We start from the raw sequence: 18,826 nt of genomic DNA, 5'->3' as shown, positions 1-18,826 counted from the left end.
TCCAGTCAGCATCGCACATATCAACCGCCCCAGAGGAAGTGTTGACAAGGTGGCAACCCTGTGTGAAGGTTAGCTATAACTGAAAACATGATTTTCAGATAAGCGTGTGTCGACGCGCGGTGCGAAAGGGACGAAGGTGACCGAAACCGCGAAGCCGATGGCTTGGTTGCCGTTCTCGATTGTCGAGGCATCGCTATCCGCCACTGTCGGTTCAGAAGGGCGGGACCTCGCGCAGGCATGGTCGTATCTGCTCGAACGTTTGAAGGCTGCGGGCGACATCGTTGCATCCAACCCTGTCAGCAGAACACCGATTGACCTGGCATCGGGCATGCGCCATCTGTTGGTGCTGTTGGCGGCCGGCGTCGATGCGGCTTTGCGCGTCGACCCCGATCCCATCCTCGCGGTTACCGCTACGAGCACTGATGACGTCATCACCTGGGGGATGGAATGCCCGGACGGTTTGTATACCGGCGCAGCGTTGAGCGGCGACCAAATTTACCGGGTATTCGGCAACCGCGGAACAGCACGCTATGTCGGCCTGCAGACAATGAACGGCATCTCGTCGACGAGCAATGCGCTCGTCGACGAGCTCGAAGTGGACGCGGACGGGAACTTTGAGGTCACCGTTTCTGCCGATGAGCGGCCAGGCAATTGGATGCGGATCGAGGGCGACCATCCGACCTTGACGATTCGGCACTTCTTCTACGACTGGGAGACCGAGGTACCGTCTGCGTTGCAGATCGAGCGGATCGGTGGTTCTGCCGCCACGAATGCCTGGTCCATCGATCTCACTGCCGCTGTGCCTCGGCAACTTGTCGCGCTGGGTGATTTCGTCCAGGCGAACCTTCAGTTCTTTCTCCAATTCGGCGAGGCGCCCCCGTCGAACGGCTTCTTGCCGGGCAGCGACCTCAGTGCGATAGGCGCGGCCGCCGAAAACCGTCCGGTGATTGGCCGCTGGGCACTTGAACACGACGAAGCCCTCATCCTGGAGGTCGAGCCACCCGAAGGTGTCTATTGGAGTTATTCACTGGGCAATCCGTGGTGGGAGACCATTCACTATGGGCGCCACCAGTCCAGCTTAAACGGTCATCAGGCGGTGGTGGACTCCGATGGGCAAGTGCGCGTGGTGATTTCTGCGCGTGACCCTGGGGTGGCAAACTGGCTGGACACAGCGGGCCATACCAACGGCGCGATGATCTTGCGCTGCGTGCGAACCAAGACTGCGCCAACACCTATCGCTCGGCTGGTGAAGTTTGACGAAATCACCACGGCGCTGCCCGCTGACACGAAGATGGTCACGCCTACGGAACGACGCTCGATTCTTCAAGCCCGACGACGCGCGGTCCATGAGAGGTTCCGTCGATGACCTTCTCCGCCGACGAACTAGAAGAAGGAGCCCGCAAGGCAACCGGCCTGGACGACTTCGGATCGCCGTACTACCGCGAGGGTTTGGAACGCACCGTTGAGGCGTTGAACACCGAAGCGAATCTCAATGACATGGGCCGAGTCATTCAGCACGCCACCATCAGCAATGCCCTCATCCAGCGCCTCAAGATCGTGGACACCTACAAGCAGCACCCGGAGATCGATGGCGAAGTGATTGCCGGACCGGTTTTCGTCATAGGCCTCCCACGAACCGGGACAACGGCGTTGAGCCAGCTGGTGGCCGCCGATCCACAGTTTCGGTCGCTGCGGACATGGGAATCGCAGCAGCCGACACCGCCGCCCGAGGCCGCCACTCAGCACACCGACCCGCGTATTGCGCAGGCTGAAGCGGGCATCCAAATGCTCTACGAGATGTTTCCGTTGATGAAGACGCTGTACAACTCGGAGGCGACCGCGGCCACCGAGTGTCAGGATTTGATGGGAATGAGCTTCCGCACCTTCCATTTTGACGGTGTGGTCCGCGTCCCGAGTTATGTGGCCTGGCTGATGAATTGCGATATGGGTGAGACCTACGTGTTCCACCGCAAGGTGCTCAAGCTCTTGCAGTGGCACTGCAAACCAAACCTGTGGCATCTCAAGACGCCGGTGCATGTTTTCGCTCTCGACGCGCTGATCGCCGCCTATCCCGACGCGAAATTCATGTGGAGCCATCGCGATCCGGCCAAGGTGATGGCGTCTGTGTGCAGCCTCATTAAGTATGTGCGCAGCTGGAGCAGTGACCACGACGACGCCCAAGAGCTGGGTGCCGAACAGCTTGCGAGTTGGAGTGAAGGGATTCGGCGTGCAATGTCATTTCGTCAGCGGGTCGGCGATAACCGTTTCGCCGACGTCTCTTTTGCCGACCTGCAGAACGATCCGGTGGGCACACTTGAAGGTGCTTACCGCAAGCTCGGTCTGACATTCAGCGACGCCACTTTGTCCGCGGTCCAGCAATGGGCGAAGCATCACAAGCCCGGCGACCGCGGTGTCCATCAATACACACTCTCCGATTACGGACTGACACCCGACCGGGTTCGTGCTAGCTTCGCCGACTACCTCGCCACCTACGACGCGACAGCCTGATCGGTGACCAAACCCGCCCTTGATGACGACGACCGCCCGCGGCGACGGCGCGACAAGCTCAGCCCCGAACCTGCCGTGCGTAACAGCATTGTGGCCGCGGCGGTGGAGATAGCGCGTGAACAAGGAGTCCGCGCGTTAAATGTCGCGAGTGTTCTCAAGCGATGCCACCTGGGGACGCGTGCCTTCTACCGGCATTTTGCGTCCAAAGACGAACTCGTAGCAGCACTTTTCCTGGAGGCGGCGCGCGCCGAGAAACGGCGACTGCGGCGAAAGATGCGACGTTCGCCCACACCGGTTGATGCGGTTGCGGCCTGGATCGACGGCAGGCTGGATCTAGCCTTTGACCCGAACATCAAATCCGAACTGCGCCAACTATCGGTGGAAGCGCAATCGCTGATGTTCGCCTCGCCGCCGTTGGTCCTCGCGGCTTTTAACGAGATGCTCGCGCCGCTCGTAGAGGAGCTTAACCGAGGCTTGAACGACGGCGTGTTTAACGACATAGACCCACAGACCAGCGCGCAGATCATTCAGGGCGCGGTGTGGGCATGCATCGAAAGAGAATGGGTAGCGGGAGATGGCGACCCCGGCGAGGTCCGCAGACAAGTTCTTCAGACCTGTCTGCGCGGCTTAGGGGTGGCGCCAAAGAGCGTCGCTGCGGTTCTGGCGGCACGGTCGGATTCATCACCAAAAAAGGGACTCACACAAGCCGCTGATCGTCAGCATGGCTAGCAGGAGGAAACAGTGGATCTAGGTTTGGCTGGCGCTAAAGCCGTTGTCACCGGCGGTAGTAAGGGGATGGGGTTGGCAATCGCGCAGACACTGGCCTCCGAGGGCGCCAGCGTCGCTGTCATGGCGCGCAATAGAGCTGCACTGGATGTGGCCGTTGAATTACTGAAGTCGGCGGGGGCGCCCGAGGCTGTCGGGATAAGCGTCGACATGTCCGATGCCGACTCGATCGCAGCTGGTTTCGCCGAGGTATCCGACCGTTGGGGCCAACTGAACAGCCTCGTCCACACGATCGGACCGGCGGATGGCTACTTCGAGCAAATGGACGACGCGGACTGGGAAATGGCGTTTACGCTCGGCACCATGTCAGGAGTGCGGTCCATTCGTGCAGCGCTACCCATGCTGCGCGCAGCGGAATGGGCTCGCATCGTGACGCTGTCAGCACATTCGATTCAACGGCAGAATCCGCGGATCGTCGGGTACACGGCATCCAAAGCGGCGCTGAGCAGCGTCACGAAGAATTTGTCGAGAAGCCTTGCCAAAGACGGCATTTTGGTCAACTGCATATGCCCTGGGACCATCGTCACTGCTAGTTTCACCGAGAACCTCAGGGATATCCTCGCTGCCGACAACCTGGACGCGACCAATCCCGAAGATGTGATGACGTGGATCGACGCCAACTTTCATCAACCATGCGACCTGGGGCGGGCCGGCTTACCCGAGGAAGTCGCATCCATTACGGCGTATCTGGCTTCTCGCCGCAACGGATACGTCACTGGTGCAACCGTAAACGTCGATGGCGGATCGGACTTCGTCTAATCCAGGATCGGCGACACTGGTCGGGTCCCAGCTCTTGCCAATCCGTTGATGGCCACCGCGCCGAGGCTAGCTCTAGTTGCCGTCGTCGGCGCACAACAAAGAATGGATAACGCGAGCGTCCTCGAATCGGAATTCGTGCGCCGGACGCCGCAGAGGCTCGATGGTGCTGTCCGCGTGCACGATGACTCCGCCACCGGATGGAATTCCCAGCCCGATGGCCGCCCCATCCAGCGACCGAATCGTGCGCGACAGCCGCGCCCACTCGCCCCCCTCGTCGTGGGTATCGATAACCGCGGGCACGAGCTTGAACATTTCGATCAGCTCGGTCGTGGGGTATTCGGGTGTCTCGACGATCCCATACCGTCCGAGCTGAACTGCACCGGCTGAAACCCCTACCAGGACGGCGCCGCGGGCGTATCGGTTCTCGATCACGTCCTTCATGCCGGTTTTCTCAAACGTGGTCCAGCCAAGACGCACATCGCCACCCGCGAGCACAATCAGCTGGGCGCTCTCTAAGAAGGCACGGTCGTCTGGACCGAACGACGAATCGACCATGCGACGGTTGGTGATTCCAATCGCATCCATCGCCGCTTCGAAGATGTCGTAAAACTCCGGACGATCCCCATTGGACGCACCGATGTATGCCGCGCGAAGTGGTCCATCCGGAGGCAATCCATCGAGGGCTGCCTCGAGAAGCAGTCGGTCCCGCTGTTGCCAGAACAACAGTTGACTGTCCGCCAGCAGATACAGAGGTTGGAATTGTGCCACCGTTCAGCGACGTCCGAGTTTCTCGCGGACCATATCGGTGAGGAAGCGCCTGGCCGGGACTGGTCGGAAGGCGCGCGCCGCGTCGGTGAGCGCGTCGCGGGCCTGGGGGCTCAACTCGATATCGGCGGCGGCCACGTTGAACTCGAGTTGCTCGACGCTCGACGCCCCGGGAATGGCGACGACGCCCGGCAGGCTGGTCAGCCAGGCCAGCGCCACTTGTGCCGGCTTGGCGTCGACCTCGGCGGCGACGTCGCGCAGCGTCTGGAGCAGCGGCTCGATCCGGCGCAGGTTTTCCGTACCGAAAAGCGGGTTGACCGCGCGGACACCACCGGGCCGGTTCTCGACGCTGTACTTGCCGCCCAGCAGTCCCTGCGCCAGTGGACTGTAGGCGATCACGATGCGGTTCTCGCGCTGCGCGAACGGAACCAGATCGTCGAGCGCCTGGGGATGCGCGAGCGAGAAATGCACCTGGTTGCTGATGACCGGACGCCCGAGCGCAGCGTCCGCCTTCTGCCAACGTGACAGCGAATAGTTGGAGACGCCGGCCGCGCCGATGACGCCGCTGTCCAGCAGTTCGCGCATCCCGGGCATGATCACCGAATCCGGAACGACCGGGTTGGGCTGGTGGATCTGGTAGAGCGGGATGCGATCGAGCTGCAGTCGCCGTGCACTGGCGCGGGCACGTTGCTTGACCACGGGAGGAAACGGCGCCACCGGCATGATCTTGCTCGCCACCGCAACCTCGGCGCGCTTGTCACCGAGTGCCTCGCCGAGGATCCGTTCACTGCGGCCAAGCCCGTAGATCTCGGCGGTATCGAACAGCGTCACCCCCAAGGCGAGGGCGCGCTGGACGATGTCACGGGCGGCACCCGAGGCGTAACTGTCTCCGTAGCCCCATTCGAACGAGCCGAACTGCCACGTGCCCAGCCCGATCCTGCTGACGTTCCCGACTCCCTCGACATCCAGATACTTCATATGCCCCACCGTACTGAGGGGCCCGCACGCCCGACGCGAGTGTCCGCCCGATGGCCGATACGCTGTGCCTGCAGCGGCTCGTTACAAGAGAGGGCGGAAATGTCACGGACGGTGGTGATCGGCGCCTCGAGTGGGCTCGGGCGCTGCATCGGGGTCGGGCTGGCGCAGCGCGGCGATCAGGTCGCCCTTCTCGCCCGGCGCCGGGAGCGTATCGAAGCCGCGGCAAAGGACGCCGGACACGGCGCGACCGCCATCCAATGCGACGTCACCGACGAGGCGTCGTGCCGGTCGGCGGTCATCGAGGCCGCCGACGCGCTTGGCGGCATCGACAACCTCGTGTACACCCCAGCCATCGGGCCGCTCGTTCGCATGGTCGATACCGACGCCGAAACCTGGCGGCGGATCTTCGACACCAACGTCATAGGCGCTGCTTTGGCGACTGCCGCAGCGGTGCCGCACCTGACGGCGTCGGCGGGCAAGGCGGTCTACCTTTCTTCTGACGCAGGCACTTTCGGGCTGCCGTGGCCGGGCCTGGGCGCCTACGGCGTCAGCAAGGCAGCGCTGGAGAGACTCGTGGAGGCGTGGCGAGCCGAGCATCCCGGCATCGGCTTCACGTGCCTCATCGTCGGGGAGTGCCCCGGCGGCGAGGGTGACGGCCAAACGGGAATGAGCAGCGGCTGGGATCTCGAGCTGGCCAAACAGGCCTACCCGCTGTGGGTTTCGCGTGGCTGCATGCCCGGCAAGCTGATGCCGGTCGAGGACCTCATCGACGTCGTGCACACGATCTTGCGCACCGATGCATCGACATCGATGCCGGTCGTGGTGGCCCGAGGAGCGCCGGCCAGCGCACCAGCCTTCCCGGATTCGCTACGGTAGGAAACTCATGATCGAGCTTCACGTCGAGCGCACAATTGCCGCATCCCCGGAACAGGTCTTCGACTGGCTGGCCGACCCAGGCAGTTTGGCCGCCGCGCCGCTGGTGCTCAAGGCCGGTTGGGCGCAAGGCGTGCCGGGGCCTGCCGTCGGCGCGCTGCGGGAGGTGCGCGGAGTTGGCACCTGGTTCCGCGAAGAGATCACGGCCTTCGATCGGCCGCGCAGCTACTCGTATCTGATCGTCCGCTCGTTCCCGCCGTTCAATCACGAGGGCGGCACACTGAGTTTCACTCCATCCGGCGACGGCACCCATGTCGACTGGCGAAGCAACTACACCCATCCCGCGTACGCGGGAGGCAAAGTGCTCGAAGCGGTCACCCGGCGACTGCTCACTTCCAGCTTCCAGGCGATCCTCGACGCGTGCGCCAAGGCGCTGGAGGGCTAACGCAGATCTGGCTCGACATGGTCGACGACCAGTTCGGACTCGGAAGCTTTACAGATCGCCCAGATCGTCGGGCACGTCGACGGCGTGCTCGCGCAGCGCCTCCACGGACACCACAGCGAGGGTCCGCTCATGGGTCGAGGCCAACACCACCGGGGCAGCGCAGCCGTCGTGGTAGGCCAAAAGCCAATTCCTCGCGGTGACGCACCAGCGGTCGCCCGGCCTGAGGCCGGGGAACAAGTACTCCGGCCTCGGCGTCACCAAATCGTTGCCGATCGAGCGCTGGTGTCGCAAGAACTCGGCGGTCACCACGGCGCAGATGGTGTGCAGGCCGAGGTCCTCTGGGCCAGTCGAGCAGCAGCCGTCCCGGTAGAAGCCGGTGACTGGGTCCGTGCCGCACGGTTCCAGCGCGCCGCCCAGCACATTGCGCTCATCCATCGGCACGTGTATCCCCTGGAACCTGCGGATCTACCGCCGCCTGAGGGCTAGGCGGGAATTCCCTTCTTGATCGCGGCGTCTTGTTTTTTCCCGACGCCGTTGATGAAATCCGGCGGCGCAGGCACGCCGGCGGGGCCGTCGAATTGGAGGGTGACAAGCGCCCTGCCCTCGGTGAACAGCAACACGGTCACGCCCTTGGATTTATCTCGTGCGTCCCCCGAGATCGTCACGCCGCCGGTGCCGATGTTCGCCTGGACAGGCTTTCCGGTGATGCCGCCGGGGGGCGCGGCCTTCGCCGCGTTAAGCGCGTTCGCAGCCGCGGCGGGGTCCGGCAGGACCTCGATGGTGTCGTGGATGACGTGGGTGCTGTCGTCGTCGCTGAAGGTCGTTGCGGCGCCGGGCTTGCCATTCGGGTTCTCTATCGGCGGGCTGGGTTTGAAGGTCACCGGTGCCTTGATGTCTGCGGCGCTGATCAGCAGCCGCGCGTAACCGCTCGGTTGTGCGGTCGCTGAGCTGTGGCTGGTGGTGGTGGTGCTGCTCGAGGCGGTTGGACTCGCGGGCTTCGACTTCGAATGGCTCGCGCAGCCGGCCGAAGCACCCACCAGCACCGCTGTCGCGGTGATTCCGGCCATCGCGATCAAGGAAGTCCTCATTTCCGGGCCCTCCTGTTCAGCGGGATCGCCGCGCCCCGCGACGCCGAGCAACTATAACCGCATCGCCTGGCAGCAGCTCGCCTTCTGGCCCAGCTGATTACTCGGGCATTCGGCGGACTGCCGCTAATCGGCGTCGGCGGGGTCGAGCAGCTGCACCTCCTCGAGGTCCATCTCGGCTTGCAGCTCGCGCAGGACGATGTCGTCGATGCGGTTTTGGTCGCGCAGCTCGGTGACGGCACGGCGTCGGTGTTGAAGCACCGCAAGGCGTACCTGCCGGATCAGGTCGTTGCGCTCGGCGGCGTCGTTGGGCGCCGCGCTGTCGGCATTGGCCATGACCAGCGCGGCCTGCTCTTCGTATTCCTTTTGCAGACGCCTCAGCAGCTCCGGGCTCGCCCCGAGCTCGCCGGCGACCTGCGGCAACGCTTCCAGGGCCGCTTCGGCGCTGCGCGTGCGGGCCAGTTGCAGTTCCGCTGCGTGCCTGGCGTCTTCGGGCATCCGGGCCCACCGAACGACCAGAGGCAACGTGCTGCCTTGCACCAAAACGGTCACCAGGATCACGGCTGACACGACGAAGATGATCAGGCTGCGGTCCGGGAATGGGGCGCCGCTGCGAGTGGTCAGGGGGACGGCCAGCGCCGCGGCAAGCGACACCGCCCCGCGGAATCCCGCCCAGCTGGATACGGTGCGCTGGCGCCAGTCGACGCGGCGCGCACGCTGCACCGCGCGGCGGTCCAAACCCCGAATCAAGACGGTGGTGATTTCCATCCAGGCGAACCGGGTCACGATGACGACGCCGATGACTGCCAGGGCCAGCAACGCGGCGCGGCGAAGTCCGCCGTCGACTTTGTATATGCCCCGCACCGCCCCCGGGATCTGCACGCCGACGAACACCCACAGCGAGCCGTTGATCAGAAACGTCGACATGTCCCAGAACGCGAACGACTGCAACCGAGAGCGGGCCCGGATCACCCGCGGCCCGACATAGGTCAGCACGAGGGCAGCCACCAGTACCGCAACGACACCGCTGCAGCGAATGCTCTGGGCCATCAGGAACGCCGCGAACGGGGTCAGGATGCCCAGGGCCCCCTCTTCGAGCGGCGCGTCGAGTCGGCGGCGCAACAGTGCCACCGTCCAGCCGACCAGCAGCCCGGCGGCGATACCTCCGAGATAGGAGCCGACGAACCGGCCGACCAGGGCCGCCGGACCGATCGCAGGGCTGGCGGACGCGACCGCGACGGTCACGGCGAACAGGACAAGCGCGGTGCCGTCGTTGATGATGCTCTCGGCGCGCAGCACGGTCAGCGGCCGGCGCGGCAACCGCTTGGCCAAGCCGGCTACGGCAGCAGCGTCGGTCGGGGACAGCACAGCGCCAAGGACCGCCGCGGCGTGTGACTCCATCCCCATCGCGCGCGCCGTCCACGACACCGCCACCGCGGTGGCGATCACCAGGCCGACGCTGATCAGGACGATGACGCGCAGGTTCGCGCGGATCTCGCGAAAGCTGGTGTTCATGCTCTCCCAGTAGAGGATCGCCGGCAGGAACAGCAGCAGCACGAGTTCCCCATCGAGGTGGGTCTGGCCGAAACGGGGTATCAGCCCCAGCAGCGCGCCCAGCAGGATCAGCAAAACCGGCGGACCGACTCGGTAGCGCTTGCCCAGAACCGTTCCCACGATCACCGTGGCAACCAGCGCAACGACGACGACAAGCCCGAACACGAGCACATCCTGTCGTACCGGCTTGAGCCGCATCCCGGCGCCTGCTAATAAACCGCTTGATTTAATCTGTGGACCTGCTGCGCGCCATCGAAAGCAAGCACCGGCTGCCGATCGAGCAGCTGCGGGCGCAAATGCTTGCCGAGGTCGGTGAGTCGACCGACTTGCGTGACTAGGTGGGCTGCCTGGTGCGGCCCCTCACCGATCACTTGGCTCAGCTCGGCAATCCCAGCTGGTATGCGCGCTTCGCGGCGCAGGCGATGGCTGACGCCGCCTACCGGGAGGTGGTGACCAAGGATGCGTTGTCCTCACCGCAGCTGGTGCAGACGCTCCACGGAATCAACCGGTGCCTTCCCGACCTGCCGAAGCGGGTGCGCTTCGAACGGATGGTGATGGCCGGCAACCTTTTGATGCGTACCCGCGCCGAACACGAAGGCGGTTTGGCCGAAGACGGGCCGCGGTCGCGGTCGCCGTGGCCGCTGGCAGCGGAAGGACTCATCGGCGCGATCGCCGGGCTGTGGCAGGCACCGGTGCGCGCCATCGCAGCGCGTGGGTCGAGTAACGCAAAGAACGCCATGACCAATAGCCTGGATCGGATCGCAGCCGACATCCCGGACTTCCCGATGGAGCGGGCCTGGAATGCCCGTTGGCGCCGCCGCCGAAAGCTTTGGAGCTCAACGCCTCTCGTCAGCCGAGCCGGGTGCGCAGTTGGGACGGCAACACGCCCTGGCTGCAGCGCCGGCCTGGGCCATTCGCCAACGCTCATCACGCACCCAAGTCTGCAGCAGGCTCTCATGCAGATCCAGCTGGCGCGCAACATCAGCGACTCGCTCATGCCCGTCAATGACACGATGTGCGGCCTGAACCTGAACTGAGGAGTAAACGATCGCCGAGGACGTCGTGACATACCGACACCCCTTCCAGGACAAGACCAGCCCAACCTAATGATTGCCCCTACGGCAAGGTCAAGCGGTGTGCCGTTCTCATCGATGTGTCAGATCAAATGCCAGCGGACAATGCGCATCGGAGCGCAGCCCGTCGAGCAGCTGGGCCCGGATATCCATTTCGCGCGCACGTGCCAGCTGCCGCTACGGCCGGTGCGAAGGTGAAGCTGACGGCATCGAATTTCCGTTGTGCGATCTGACTGATCAGTGGTGGCGGGGTGATCTTGTTCGTGTGCACCGTCAGTGTGACGAGGAACTAGAAGGGCGCGCGGCACCCCGCTGACCCCGCAGAGGTCCAGTAAGTGCGGGATCCCGCCGATTCCAATGCGTACTACGTCTGCGCGAATGGGGTGCCGCAGCAGCACCTTCGGTGTCCAACCCCATAACAAAACTGCATATGAATACGAGGCCGCCCACGCGTTATCACGTTAAAGCACGCGGCTCCCTAGCTGGAAGCAATGGCGTTGGCAGACCACGGTGGCTCCGACGCCTGGGGTGATTCCAGCAGCCGCCGATGGGTTGCCGGCGCTTGCGTGGTCGGGTTACTAGACGTAGCTCCGGCAACGATGTGAAGAGTGTTCAGGCGAGCGAAAGCCGACCGTATGTCAGCAAAAATCGACTTCATGTAGCTGGCCGGTTAACACGGCTAGTACCCGGTCGCGATGCTTCGCCGTTCGCCGCCGCTCCGATTCTGCGCTGACCCGCTGATACATCCGCGCGAACCCGGATTGTGACGAATCCGCCATGCACCCAGCAGGATTCACTCACGTCCGACTCGGTCCTCGCTATCGGTTGCGCTTTCGATAATGCGGCACACGGTGGCAGGCTGTCCGCGGCGTTGATCACCGCGCGCTCTGTGTAGCGCAGCGGCCAGGGTGGTGCGCAGGGCGCGCAGGTCGGCGAGGGCGCGGTCGATGTCGGCGGAGACCCCGATGGCTTTGGCGGCGGAACCAACGGTGTGCGCCACAGGACTTCGTTCTTGTACGGCGTTCCCCATTTGTGATCCCTTCCCCGGCGGCAAGGTTCCACCGTAACGGTAGGCCTTGCCCTAAGGGCAAGGTCAAGCGCTGCGCCGCGGTGGCCAGGGCAACCCCGCTTGAACGCTTGGGCCTCACATGTCACCGATGGTCAGTCCCGAGATTCTGCCGTCGAAAAATCTGACGCAACGCAGGTGATAGCAATTCGGCTAGCGTCGAGGCGTAATGACCATTTCCGCACACGAAACTTCGACAGTCAACGTGGCGCAGGTGATCCGCCGTGCCGAAGCCGATCATGAGATCACCGCCGCCGACGGGCCGGCGGCGCAGCTTGGCCCGACGCTGAGCCGGTGATGGGTCCGCGGTTGGGCACCACGTCGGCTCTAGCGCACCTACTAGGGGGCATGTTGGCCGGTCACAATGTGCGGGCAGCGCTGGCCCCGCACGGGGCCTAATTTACGAAACAAGCTGTAGCATAACGGGATTGGGGCTCAACGGTCAGCTGTGAATCCGGCTGGGCTGACACGCGAATCTGCGGATAGAGCGACGTTAGAGTCGAGGATGCCCGCATTCGGCTGTTCGCGCCCTTGCGGGCCAATGCAATAGCGCTATCACTGTGTGAGCCGCATGCACGAGTTTTGATGGGTTTTGACGCGGGTGTGCGGCTCGATGGTGAGCCGGGTGCGTGCGGCTCGGTGGGATGATCTGTGCGGGCCTTACCCATTACCACTAGCAAAAGGCCGTGACGAAGGCGGCAATCACAACATTGTGATGGTGGCGCGGAGGTGGCGGTGGTCGCAGCTATGCGGCACCCTGGGCGCTGCTCGTCATCATCCGGCTGGTGGACCGGTAGACGTAAACGGCTCGCCGTGTGGCTACCGTTCGCTCCCACTCGGGTCCGCCGCCACGAAAGAATGTCGTAGAGGACGCCGTGGTGGAGGACTTTAGGTTGCCAGGTCGACCTGCTAGTCGTGGCGTGCATAGTCTTATACGGCTATCGATCCCGAACCCGGAAGCAATTGTGACTTGCCTGATCTGAGCGGCCGAGCCTCGCATGATTCATGACCTGATGCTTCGTTGGGTGGTCACCGCACTGTGGGTGCTGGGCGCCGCGGATTCTGGTCTAGCGATCGTCACAAAACGCCGACCGTGGACCTTCGTCGTCAACAACGGGTTGCATCTGGTGATGTCAGTTGCGATGGCGGTGATGGCCTGGCCCCGGGGCGCAGAGTTTCCCACGACCGGACTGGTAGTGTTTTTCCTGCTGGCGGCCATGGGTTTTGTGACGATGGCCGCCGTTGCGGCCCGAACGACAGCCCGGTGGTGGTTGTTCGGATATCACGGCCTGATGATGCTGGCGACGGCCTGGCTGTATGCCATCATGAATGGTCATTTGCTCCCGCTCCGATCAAGCACTCCACACCAAACTCAGCCGGGTATGTCGATGCCGGGCACCGAAATGGCTGAGATGAACATGCCGGCAAGCAGCGGGTCGCCCGTATGGTTCACCGTAGTGAACTGGTTCGGTACCGTCAGCTTCGCGATCGCGGCCGCTTTCTGGATATACAAGTACTTCAGAGAGCGAAAGCACGAGGCGACCGGGTGCAGCTCGCTGGGTAACCTCGCTCAGGCGGCGATGGCTGCGGGTATGGCTATCATGTTCCGCGCCACGCTATCTCGCATTTGAGCTAGCCTACCCTTTACTAAGCAAAAGCTATCGAGACTGAGCCAGCGCAGGACAAAGACAAAAACGGGATAGACGCCAAGCTGGTCAAGGCGTTCGGCCGCACCGGGCTGCCCAACACGAAAAACCAATTGCGCCTGCGCATCTGCGGATAGGGCAACTATAGTGATCAAGACAGTCTTGCTGTCCGGCACTGCCGTCAGGCGGCGCGGCCGAAGCGGCGTAGCCGCAGCGAGTTGCTCACCACACTGACCGAGGAGAACCCCATCGCCGCGCCTCCGATGACCGGGTTGAGCAAGCCGAGCGCGGCGAGGGGGATCGCGGCGGTGTTGTAGCCGAAGGCCCAACCTAGGTTCTGATGGATCGTGCGCAGGGTGCGCCTCGACAGCTGGATCGCATGAACGACGCCGTCGAGCCGGTCGGACATCAGCGTGATGTCGGAGGCCTCGATGGCCACGTCGGTACCGGTGCCGATCGCGATGCCTAGATCGGCCTGTACCAGGGCGGGAGCGTCGTTGACGCCATCGCCAACCATCGCGACCCTCCGGCCCTCGTCCTGCAGCCGCCGAATCTCGGTCACCTTGTCCTGCGGCAACACCTCGGCCAGCACTCGGTCGATGCCTACCTGCTTGGCGATCGTGGCCGCCACGCGGGCGTTGTCACCGGTGATCAGCGCCACCTGCAGACCCATCGCGTGCAGCTGACGGACCACGTCGACTGCGTCGTCTTTGACGGTGTCAGCCACCGCAAGCACACCCACAACCTGGCCGTCGCGGCCGACGAACACCGTGGTGTGGCCCCGCTCTTCCAGCTTCGCCGCCGCGGCAGCGAGGTGGTCAGGCAAAACCACATCGTGCTCGTCGACAAGCTTGCGCCGCCCGACGAACACGGGCTGACCGTCGATGTCGGCCCGTACTCCGTGCCCCGCTACGTTGGCGAACGCCGTGGCAGCCGGAATCTCCAGCCCCCGCTCTTTCGCACCGGCGACGATCGCCGCGCCGATGGGGTGTTCGGAGGCCGACTCGGCTGCGGCGGCCACCCGCAGCAGCTGATCAGGATTCTGCCGGTGGTCGGCAATGACATCGGTGAGCCGCATCTGGGCGCGGGTCAGGGTGCCGGTCTTGTCGAACACCACCGTGTCGATCTTCTTTGACGCTTCCAGCACCTCGCCGCCCTTGATCAGAATCCCCATGTCCGCGCCGCGGGCGGTGCCGACCATGATCGCCGTGGGGGTGGCCAAGCCCAGTGCACACGGGCACGCGATGATCAGCACCGCGACCGCGGCGGTCATGCCGGCCACCGGGTTGGCGGCGATCAACGCCCACCCCGCGAACGTCACGACCGCCACACCCATGACGGCGGGCACAAACACCGACGAGACCCTGTCCGCCATCCGCTGCACCGGGGCCTTGCCGCCCTGTGCCTGCTCAACCAGGCGCACAATCTGCGCCAGCGCGGTGTCCGCCCCGACGGCGGTGGCGCGCACGGTCAGCACACCGTCAACGTTGATCGTTGCCCCGGCGACATGGTCACCCCCGGTTTTCTCGACCGGGACGGATTCGCCGGTCAGCATCGACTCATCGACGGCGGCCCGGCCGTCGATAACCTCACCGTCGACCGGGATCTTCTCCCCGGGCCGTACCCGCACCAGGTCCCCGACTTGCACCTGGTCGACCGGGACGAGGACCTCCTGGCCGTCGACGAGTAGCCGGGCTTCCTTGGCACCCAGCTCGAGCAGCTTGCTGATCGCCTCGCGCGCCTTGCCGTTGGCCCTGGCCTCGAAATAGCGGCCTAACACCACGGCTGCGATGATCAACGCGGCGGTGTCGAGGAACAGCGGTCCACCGGTGAACAATTGATACGTGGAGTAGCTGAAGGCGGTCAATGTGCCTAGCGCGATCAGCGTGTCCATATTCGCGGTCCGCTGCCGTGCCCGCTGCGCCGCCCCCTGGAGAAACGGCCACCCGGCGACGAATTGCACGGGCACCGTCGCGGCGAAGGCCAACCACCGCGCCCACGGGTAAGCGCCGAAAAACGTCGTCGCGCCAAATACCAGCAGGCCCAGCGGCCAGGCCAGCCATACCCGTCGCAGCCACTTGCGCCGCTCGCGCCTATTCTCCTCGCCCGGGGCGGGCTGGTTCGGGCTTGCTGGTTCGAGGTGGTAACCAATACCAGCTAGTGCCTCACGCAGCCTCTCAATCTCTGGCGGATGGTCTGGCACGTCGCCGCGCAGACCCAATAGCGTCCGCCCTATCCCGCCGATGACTTTGCCCACTATGCCGCCGTTGCCGATATCCGGCGAGCGCGGGGCACGCGCGGTCACCGACGCGGCAGGACTGTGCTGCGCATCGGTGATTGCCGACAAGACGGCAGCTGTGTCGCAAAGGGCGGGCAAATACCGGATCACCACCGATGCCGTCCGCGGGTAGACACGCACGGCGCGCACACCGGTCAGCTTGCCGACCGCCTCCTCGATCGCGACGGCCTGCACCCCGTCGATACCAAACCCGTTCGTGTTGACCCGCATTCGCCCCGCCGCATCGGATGCAACGGTGAGCCCGGCATCCCGGCGAGCCTCAGTGCTCAGCATCAGTGGTCACTGGTCTCCGTAGTACGCCGCCGCCGGGGTGGAGCTTTCTCCTCGGCCACCGCCGAGGGTGGAACTTCCTCCTCCGCCGCCGACGGTGGAACTTCCCCGCTGCGCTCTATGGCCTCGGCGAACATGTCGGCGGCCGTTAGTCGAGCCCGCTCCGTGCTCTTCTCAGCCTTGCGGACACCGCGGACACCACAGGCCATGGCGCTAACTGTGGCCTCTCGCCACGGCACCTTCGTCACCGCCTGGTGTAGCGCCTCATACGCCGCAAAAGCCACCAGGTGGGGCACCACCTTTGGCGCCGCTTTCCGCACGACTCCATGCCAGATCATCTCGAATGCTCCCTTCGCATCGTTACCCGTCACAAGGTGTCTGTGGCTGCTCGTACAGTGCTCCCCGTGTTCGACGACGCGGACCAGACCGATGCGTGAGCCACGCGAACTCCACGCCACCAACCGATCCTCCGGGGGTATTCAGAACCCGGCCGGCCGCCACATCGGGCGCCCAAGACGCACTGGGTGCGGTAGCCGAAGAAGTACAGCTGACCATGTGCATGGGCGTCGGTGTCGATGCTGAGGTGGCATCCGCCTGGCCGACCGAGAATCTCGCGGGCGTCATACCGGGCTCCCTGCCGCCGCCGTCTCAGCGGCAGGTTCACCGACCGCGACACCGCTGAGCTGTGCCTGCGGACCGGTCAGTGCCGGTGTGAACTTGACGGCGTCAATCAGCTCGTCAATAGCCGCTTGCCCGCGGTCATCGAGCACCGCCGTGGAAAAGCAGGTCTCCAAGTGGTTGTGCAGCATCACTCGGTTCGCCCGCTCCAGCGAGGATTGAACCGCTGAGATCTGCTTCATCACGTCCACGCAGTACGCGTCGGACTCCAGCATCCGAATGATCCCGTCGAGATGGCCCCGAACCGTCTTCAGCCGGTTCAGCGCTTCCCGTTTCTTTGCCGTCAATTCTTTGCCCATGACCCCTGCCAAATACGTAACGGTTCCATAGTAGCCTACCCCACCTGGGGTGGGGTAGGGTCTGGTCTGGATTTCGTCGGGTAACGAGGGCTGGGAGCAATGCGATGACGGCGTGGCACAGCGGAGCTGCTCTCTGGGGTTGGTGCGGCGTGCTCGTGAATATTCCGGCGATGATGGTGTTGTGGGTTGTCGTCCTCACCGCGATGGTCCTTGCGTTCCGCGTTGCCAGCAGGCGGCGAAGCGATCCGCCTGCCCTAACGGGCACCGGTTCTACCGGCGCTGAAACCGTGCGGGCGGCCCGCATTGGCCCGCGACGAAATAGACCACGACGAATATCACCGCCACCTGATCTAGTTACGCGAGTACCGGGTGATCAAGAAGGTCATTCCCGTCGACACCTGATCGAGGTGCCCAGGAGGTCGTCATATGGCTAGAGTCACTCGGAGGGCGGCGCTGGCTGCGCTCGGTGCGGGCGCGGTTGTGGGTATCGGGTACGCGCTGCGCGGCATTCTTGGTTCACCGGTACTGGGCATCCGCCTGACCGACGGCGGCGGCATGATGGGTGCCAGTGGGTCGGACATGGGTCTTTATATGGAAATGTTCAACCGACACACCGAGATCAGGCGCACGGTCGAGGAGATCCCCGGCGGCGTGCGCACCACCACCGAGTCAGACGCTGCCGATCTCGCTGCGAAACTGCACGCACATGTGTCCAGCATGTACTCCCATGTTGACCAGGGCTCGGAGATCATGTGTATGAGCCCGAGCCTGCCAACGCTGTTCCGCAACGCCGGCGGTTACCGCCGCCAGTTGACGTTCACGCCTGCGGGCGTAATCGCCGAGGAAACCTCCAACCATCCCGCCCTCACCGACGTCATCCGGGCCCACGCCCGTGAGGTTACCGGGTTTGTGCGCGACGGAATGCCCGCGATGATGCAAGGAATGATGGACGGTTCCGGCGGCATGATGCGGCCCGGCGGCATGATGGGACCCGGCGGCATGATGGGACCCGGCGGACCACCGTAGCCGTGGCACCCGAGGCATCAGCGAGTGCGCCAAGCGCGAAATAACCGCCCAGGAGGTGGTGGCGCAGCACAGAACGCGCGCGGCGGCGGATCATAGAACACGCCACCCAGCGCAGCTGCGACATGGACCGCGCGGTTTTACAGTTCGAGACCGTAGCTTCGGTCCGGCTGTGGGTGCGCTCAGCAGGATCAGCGATGCGTTCGTAAGCGGAGTGCCAGTTGCCTTCCTTCTCGGGATGCACCGTGTCCGGGGCAACGCCGCGACACAGGCCGGAATCTGTATGGTCTTGGGGCTTGTGGTGTGGGTGGTCATGCAGTCCCTTGTGTTGCCGATTGTGGATGCCAACGCCGCGGCATTCACGCCTTGACATCTTCGGTGGCATTCTCGATCTGTACCCCAAAGCTACGCATCGGGTGGTTCGAGGGCGGGATTGTCTGGACCCTATCTTCGGTGCAGGATGCCGAACACGTGCTTGCGTCATATCAGCACATGCGCGACCATCGCCTGGAAACATGACATTCGCTATTACTGGGCCACCCACATGAGGGCCCCGTTCATCGTCAAGACGCTTGGCATGAGCCTGATCGACGAAATCGGCGTCGACAAGGCGATGTGGTCGTCGGATTATCCGCACTGCGAAAGCAGTTTCGGCTATTCGGGTAAATCGCTGGCCGCCGTCGTCGAGACCGTCGGTTCGCACAACCTCGGACGCATCG

Annotated in this window: 20 protein-coding genes and 2 pseudogenes (1 of these 22 running past the window's edge); 12 read left to right on the top strand and 10 right to left on the bottom strand. The window is 64.1% G+C overall.

The features are described 5' to 3' along the window. The first annotated feature begins 157 nt into the window (after nt 1-157). From ACFE99_RS02140 to ACFE99_RS02125, 4 genes are read left to right on the top strand one after another with little or no spacing between them, the layout of a single operon-like run. The gene (locus tag ACFE99_RS02140) at nt 158-1,366 is read left to right on the top strand and encodes a DUF1214 domain-containing protein (protein WP_375482003.1); all 1,209 of its coding nucleotides are present in this window, start codon (nt 158-160) and stop codon (nt 1,364-1,366) included. Then, on the top strand, nt 1,363-2,508 hold the full coding sequence (locus ACFE99_RS02135) for a sulfotransferase (protein ID WP_375481968.1): 1,146 nt from the start codon (nt 1,363-1,365) through the stop codon (nt 2,506-2,508). Before ACFE99_RS02140 ends, ACFE99_RS02135 begins: the two co-directional genes overlap by 4 nt. Before the next feature lie 3 nt (nt 2,509-2,511). Then, the gene (locus ACFE99_RS02130) at nt 2,512-3,237 is read left to right on the top strand and encodes a TetR/AcrR family transcriptional regulator (protein ID WP_375481966.1); all 726 of its coding nucleotides are present in this window, start codon (nt 2,512-2,514) and stop codon (nt 3,235-3,237) included. A gap of 12 nt (nt 3,238-3,249) precedes the next feature. Then, nucleotides 3,250-4,053: an SDR family NAD(P)-dependent oxidoreductase gene (locus ACFE99_RS02125; RefSeq protein ID WP_375481964.1), complete on the top strand. Its 804-nt coding sequence runs from the start codon at nt 3,250-3,252 to the stop codon at nt 4,051-4,053. Between the two features lie 72 nt (nt 4,054-4,125). Here ACFE99_RS02125 and ACFE99_RS02120 read toward each other — a convergent pair whose 3' ends face one another. Together ACFE99_RS02120 and ACFE99_RS02115 are read right to left on the bottom strand one after the other, a co-directional pair. After that, nucleotides 4,126-4,821 carry a Type 1 glutamine amidotransferase-like domain-containing protein gene (locus ACFE99_RS02120; RefSeq protein WP_375481962.1) on the bottom strand — a complete coding sequence of 232 codons (696 nt, stop codon included), beginning with the start codon at nt 4,819-4,821 and terminating at the stop codon, nt 4,126-4,128. Between the two features lie 3 nt (nt 4,822-4,824). After that, nucleotides 4,825-5,796, bottom strand: coding sequence for an aldo/keto reductase (locus ACFE99_RS02115; protein ID WP_375481960.1), 972 nt, complete (start codon nt 5,794-5,796; stop codon nt 4,825-4,827). Nucleotides 5,797-5,907: 111 nt separating this feature from the next. Between ACFE99_RS02115 and ACFE99_RS02110 the strand changes: the two genes are divergently transcribed. Together ACFE99_RS02110 and ACFE99_RS02105 are read left to right on the top strand one after the other, a co-directional pair. Continuing rightward, nucleotides 5,908-6,672: an SDR family oxidoreductase gene (locus ACFE99_RS02110; protein ID WP_375482001.1), complete on the top strand. Its 765-nt coding sequence runs from the start codon at nt 5,908-5,910 to the stop codon at nt 6,670-6,672. Between the two features lie 7 nt (nt 6,673-6,679). Beyond that, a complete protein-coding gene (locus tag ACFE99_RS02105; protein ID WP_375481958.1) occupies nt 6,680-7,114 on the top strand; it encodes an SRPBCC family protein in 435 nt (144 codons plus the stop codon). A 48-nt stretch (nt 7,115-7,162) separates the two neighbouring features. Here ACFE99_RS02105 and ACFE99_RS02100 read toward each other — a convergent pair whose 3' ends face one another. Then, entirely contained in the window at nt 7,163-7,549 is a 387-nt protein-coding gene (locus ACFE99_RS02100) for a DUF2237 family protein (protein WP_375481955.1), read from the bottom strand. A 47-nt stretch (nt 7,550-7,596) separates the two neighbouring features. Next, nucleotides 7,597-8,181, bottom strand: coding sequence for a hypothetical protein (locus ACFE99_RS02095; RefSeq protein WP_375481999.1), 585 nt, complete (start codon nt 8,179-8,181; stop codon nt 7,597-7,599). Between ACFE99_RS02095 and ACFE99_RS02090 the strand changes: the two genes are divergently transcribed. After that, nucleotides 8,072-8,299 carry a hypothetical protein gene (locus tag ACFE99_RS02090; RefSeq protein WP_375482005.1) on the top strand — a complete coding sequence of 76 codons (228 nt, stop codon included), beginning with the start codon at nt 8,072-8,074 and terminating at the stop codon, nt 8,297-8,299. The two genes, ACFE99_RS02095 and ACFE99_RS02090, sit on opposite strands and share 110 nt — an antisense overlap. 26 nt (nt 8,300-8,325) lie before the next feature. Here ACFE99_RS02090 and ACFE99_RS02085 read toward each other — a convergent pair whose 3' ends face one another. Then, the gene (locus tag ACFE99_RS02085) at nt 8,326-9,918 is read right to left on the bottom strand and encodes a Na+/H+ antiporter (RefSeq protein ID WP_375481997.1); all 1,593 of its coding nucleotides are present in this window, start codon (nt 9,916-9,918) and stop codon (nt 8,326-8,328) included. A 68-nt stretch (nt 9,919-9,986) separates the two neighbouring features. Here ACFE99_RS02085 and ACFE99_RS02080 point away from each other — a divergent pair. Beyond that, nucleotides 9,987-10,469 (top strand): annotated as a pseudogene (locus ACFE99_RS02080) (TetR family transcriptional regulator); the annotation flags it as partial. 120 nt (nt 10,470-10,589) lie between these two features. Here ACFE99_RS02080 and ACFE99_RS02075 read toward each other — a convergent pair. Together ACFE99_RS02075 and ACFE99_RS02070 are read right to left on the bottom strand one after the other, a co-directional pair. Then, complete coding sequence (locus tag ACFE99_RS02075; protein ID WP_375481953.1) at nt 10,590-10,844, bottom strand: transposase; 255 nt, start codon at nt 10,842-10,844, stop codon at nt 10,590-10,592. A 775-nt stretch (nt 10,845-11,619) separates the two neighbouring features. Then, nucleotides 11,620-11,826 carry a hypothetical protein gene (locus ACFE99_RS02070; RefSeq protein WP_375481951.1) on the bottom strand — a complete coding sequence of 69 codons (207 nt, stop codon included), beginning with the start codon at nt 11,824-11,826 and terminating at the stop codon, nt 11,620-11,622. Between the two features lie 235 nt (nt 11,827-12,061). On the opposite strand from ACFE99_RS02070, the gene ACFE99_RS02065 reads away from it, so the two are divergent. Then, nucleotides 12,062-12,190 (top strand): hypothetical protein, encoded by a 129-nt coding sequence (locus ACFE99_RS02065; protein WP_375481949.1) that lies wholly within the window; start codon nt 12,062-12,064, stop codon nt 12,188-12,190. Between the two features lie 700 nt (nt 12,191-12,890). Continuing rightward, nucleotides 12,891-13,523, top strand: a complete 633-nt coding sequence (locus ACFE99_RS02060; RefSeq protein ID WP_375481947.1) for a DUF5134 domain-containing protein — start codon at nt 12,891-12,893, stop codon at nt 13,521-13,523. Between the two features lie 196 nt (nt 13,524-13,719). Here the strand turns inward: ACFE99_RS02060 and ACFE99_RS02055 are convergent, their stop codons facing one another. The 3 genes from ACFE99_RS02055 to csoR form a co-directional block, all read right to left on the bottom strand. Beyond that, nucleotides 13,720-16,047 carry a heavy metal translocating P-type ATPase gene (locus tag ACFE99_RS02055; protein WP_375481995.1) on the bottom strand — a complete coding sequence of 776 codons (2,328 nt, stop codon included), beginning with the start codon at nt 16,045-16,047 and terminating at the stop codon, nt 13,720-13,722. A 62-nt stretch (nt 16,048-16,109) separates the two neighbouring features. Continuing rightward, nucleotides 16,110-16,478 (bottom strand): DUF1490 family protein, encoded by a 369-nt coding sequence (locus tag ACFE99_RS02050; RefSeq protein WP_375481945.1) that lies wholly within the window; start codon nt 16,476-16,478, stop codon nt 16,110-16,112. Nucleotides 16,479-16,727: 249 nt separating this feature from the next. Further along, nucleotides 16,728-17,084, bottom strand: a complete 357-nt coding sequence (csoR, locus tag ACFE99_RS02045; protein ID WP_375481943.1) for a copper-sensing transcriptional repressor CsoR — start codon at nt 17,082-17,084, stop codon at nt 16,728-16,730. A gap of 426 nt (nt 17,085-17,510) precedes the next feature. On the opposite strand from csoR, the gene ACFE99_RS02040 reads away from it, so the two are divergent. Both ACFE99_RS02040 and ACFE99_RS02035 read left to right on the top strand, forming a co-directional pair. Then, complete coding sequence (locus ACFE99_RS02040; protein WP_375481941.1) at nt 17,511-18,110, top strand: hypothetical protein; 600 nt, start codon at nt 17,511-17,513, stop codon at nt 18,108-18,110. 368 nt (nt 18,111-18,478) lie between these two features. Next, a pseudogene (locus ACFE99_RS02035) lies at nt 18,479-18,826 on the top strand (amidohydrolase); its annotated part runs 29 nt beyond the window's last position; the annotation flags it as partial.

It is taken from the genome of uncultured Mycobacterium sp. (assembly GCF_964249325.1).
GTDB lineage: Bacteria > Actinomycetota > Actinomycetes > Mycobacteriales > Mycobacteriaceae > Mycobacterium.
The sequence above is the reverse complement of the archived record's forward strand: the minus strand, read 5'-3'. Positions and strand labels throughout refer to the sequence as shown.

What these genes read in the sequence shown, in the direction of transcription:
- csoR (WP_375481943.1), bottom strand. Translation starts at nt 17,084, where the DNA reads ATGGGCAAAGAATTGACGGCAAAGAAACGGGAAGCGCTGAACCGGCTG.
- ACFE99_RS02055 (WP_375481995.1), bottom strand. Translation starts at nt 16,047, where the DNA reads ATGCGGGTCAACACGAACGGGTTTGGTATCGACGGGGTGCAGGCCGTC.
- ACFE99_RS02100 (WP_375481955.1), bottom strand. Translation starts at nt 7,549, where the DNA reads ATGGATGAGCGCAATGTGCTGGGCGGCGCGCTGGAACCGTGCGGCACG.
- ACFE99_RS02060 (WP_375481947.1), top strand. Translation starts at nt 12,891, where the DNA reads ATGATTCATGACCTGATGCTTCGTTGGGTGGTCACCGCACTGTGGGTG.
- ACFE99_RS02065 (WP_375481949.1), top strand. Translation starts at nt 12,062, where the DNA reads ATGACCATTTCCGCACACGAAACTTCGACAGTCAACGTGGCGCAGGTG.
- ACFE99_RS02105 (WP_375481958.1), top strand. Translation starts at nt 6,680, where the DNA reads ATGATCGAGCTTCACGTCGAGCGCACAATTGCCGCATCCCCGGAACAG.
- ACFE99_RS02040 (WP_375481941.1), top strand. Translation starts at nt 17,511, where the DNA reads ATGGCTAGAGTCACTCGGAGGGCGGCGCTGGCTGCGCTCGGTGCGGGC.
- ACFE99_RS02135 (WP_375481968.1), top strand. Translation starts at nt 1,363, where the DNA reads ATGACCTTCTCCGCCGACGAACTAGAAGAAGGAGCCCGCAAGGCAACC.
- ACFE99_RS02115 (WP_375481960.1), bottom strand. Translation starts at nt 5,796, where the DNA reads ATGAAGTATCTGGATGTCGAGGGAGTCGGGAACGTCAGCAGGATCGGG.
- ACFE99_RS02140 (WP_375482003.1), top strand. Translation starts at nt 158, where the DNA reads ATGGCTTGGTTGCCGTTCTCGATTGTCGAGGCATCGCTATCCGCCACT.
- ACFE99_RS02095 (WP_375481999.1), bottom strand. Translation starts at nt 8,181, where the DNA reads ATGGCCGGAATCACCGCGACAGCGGTGCTGGTGGGTGCTTCGGCCGGC.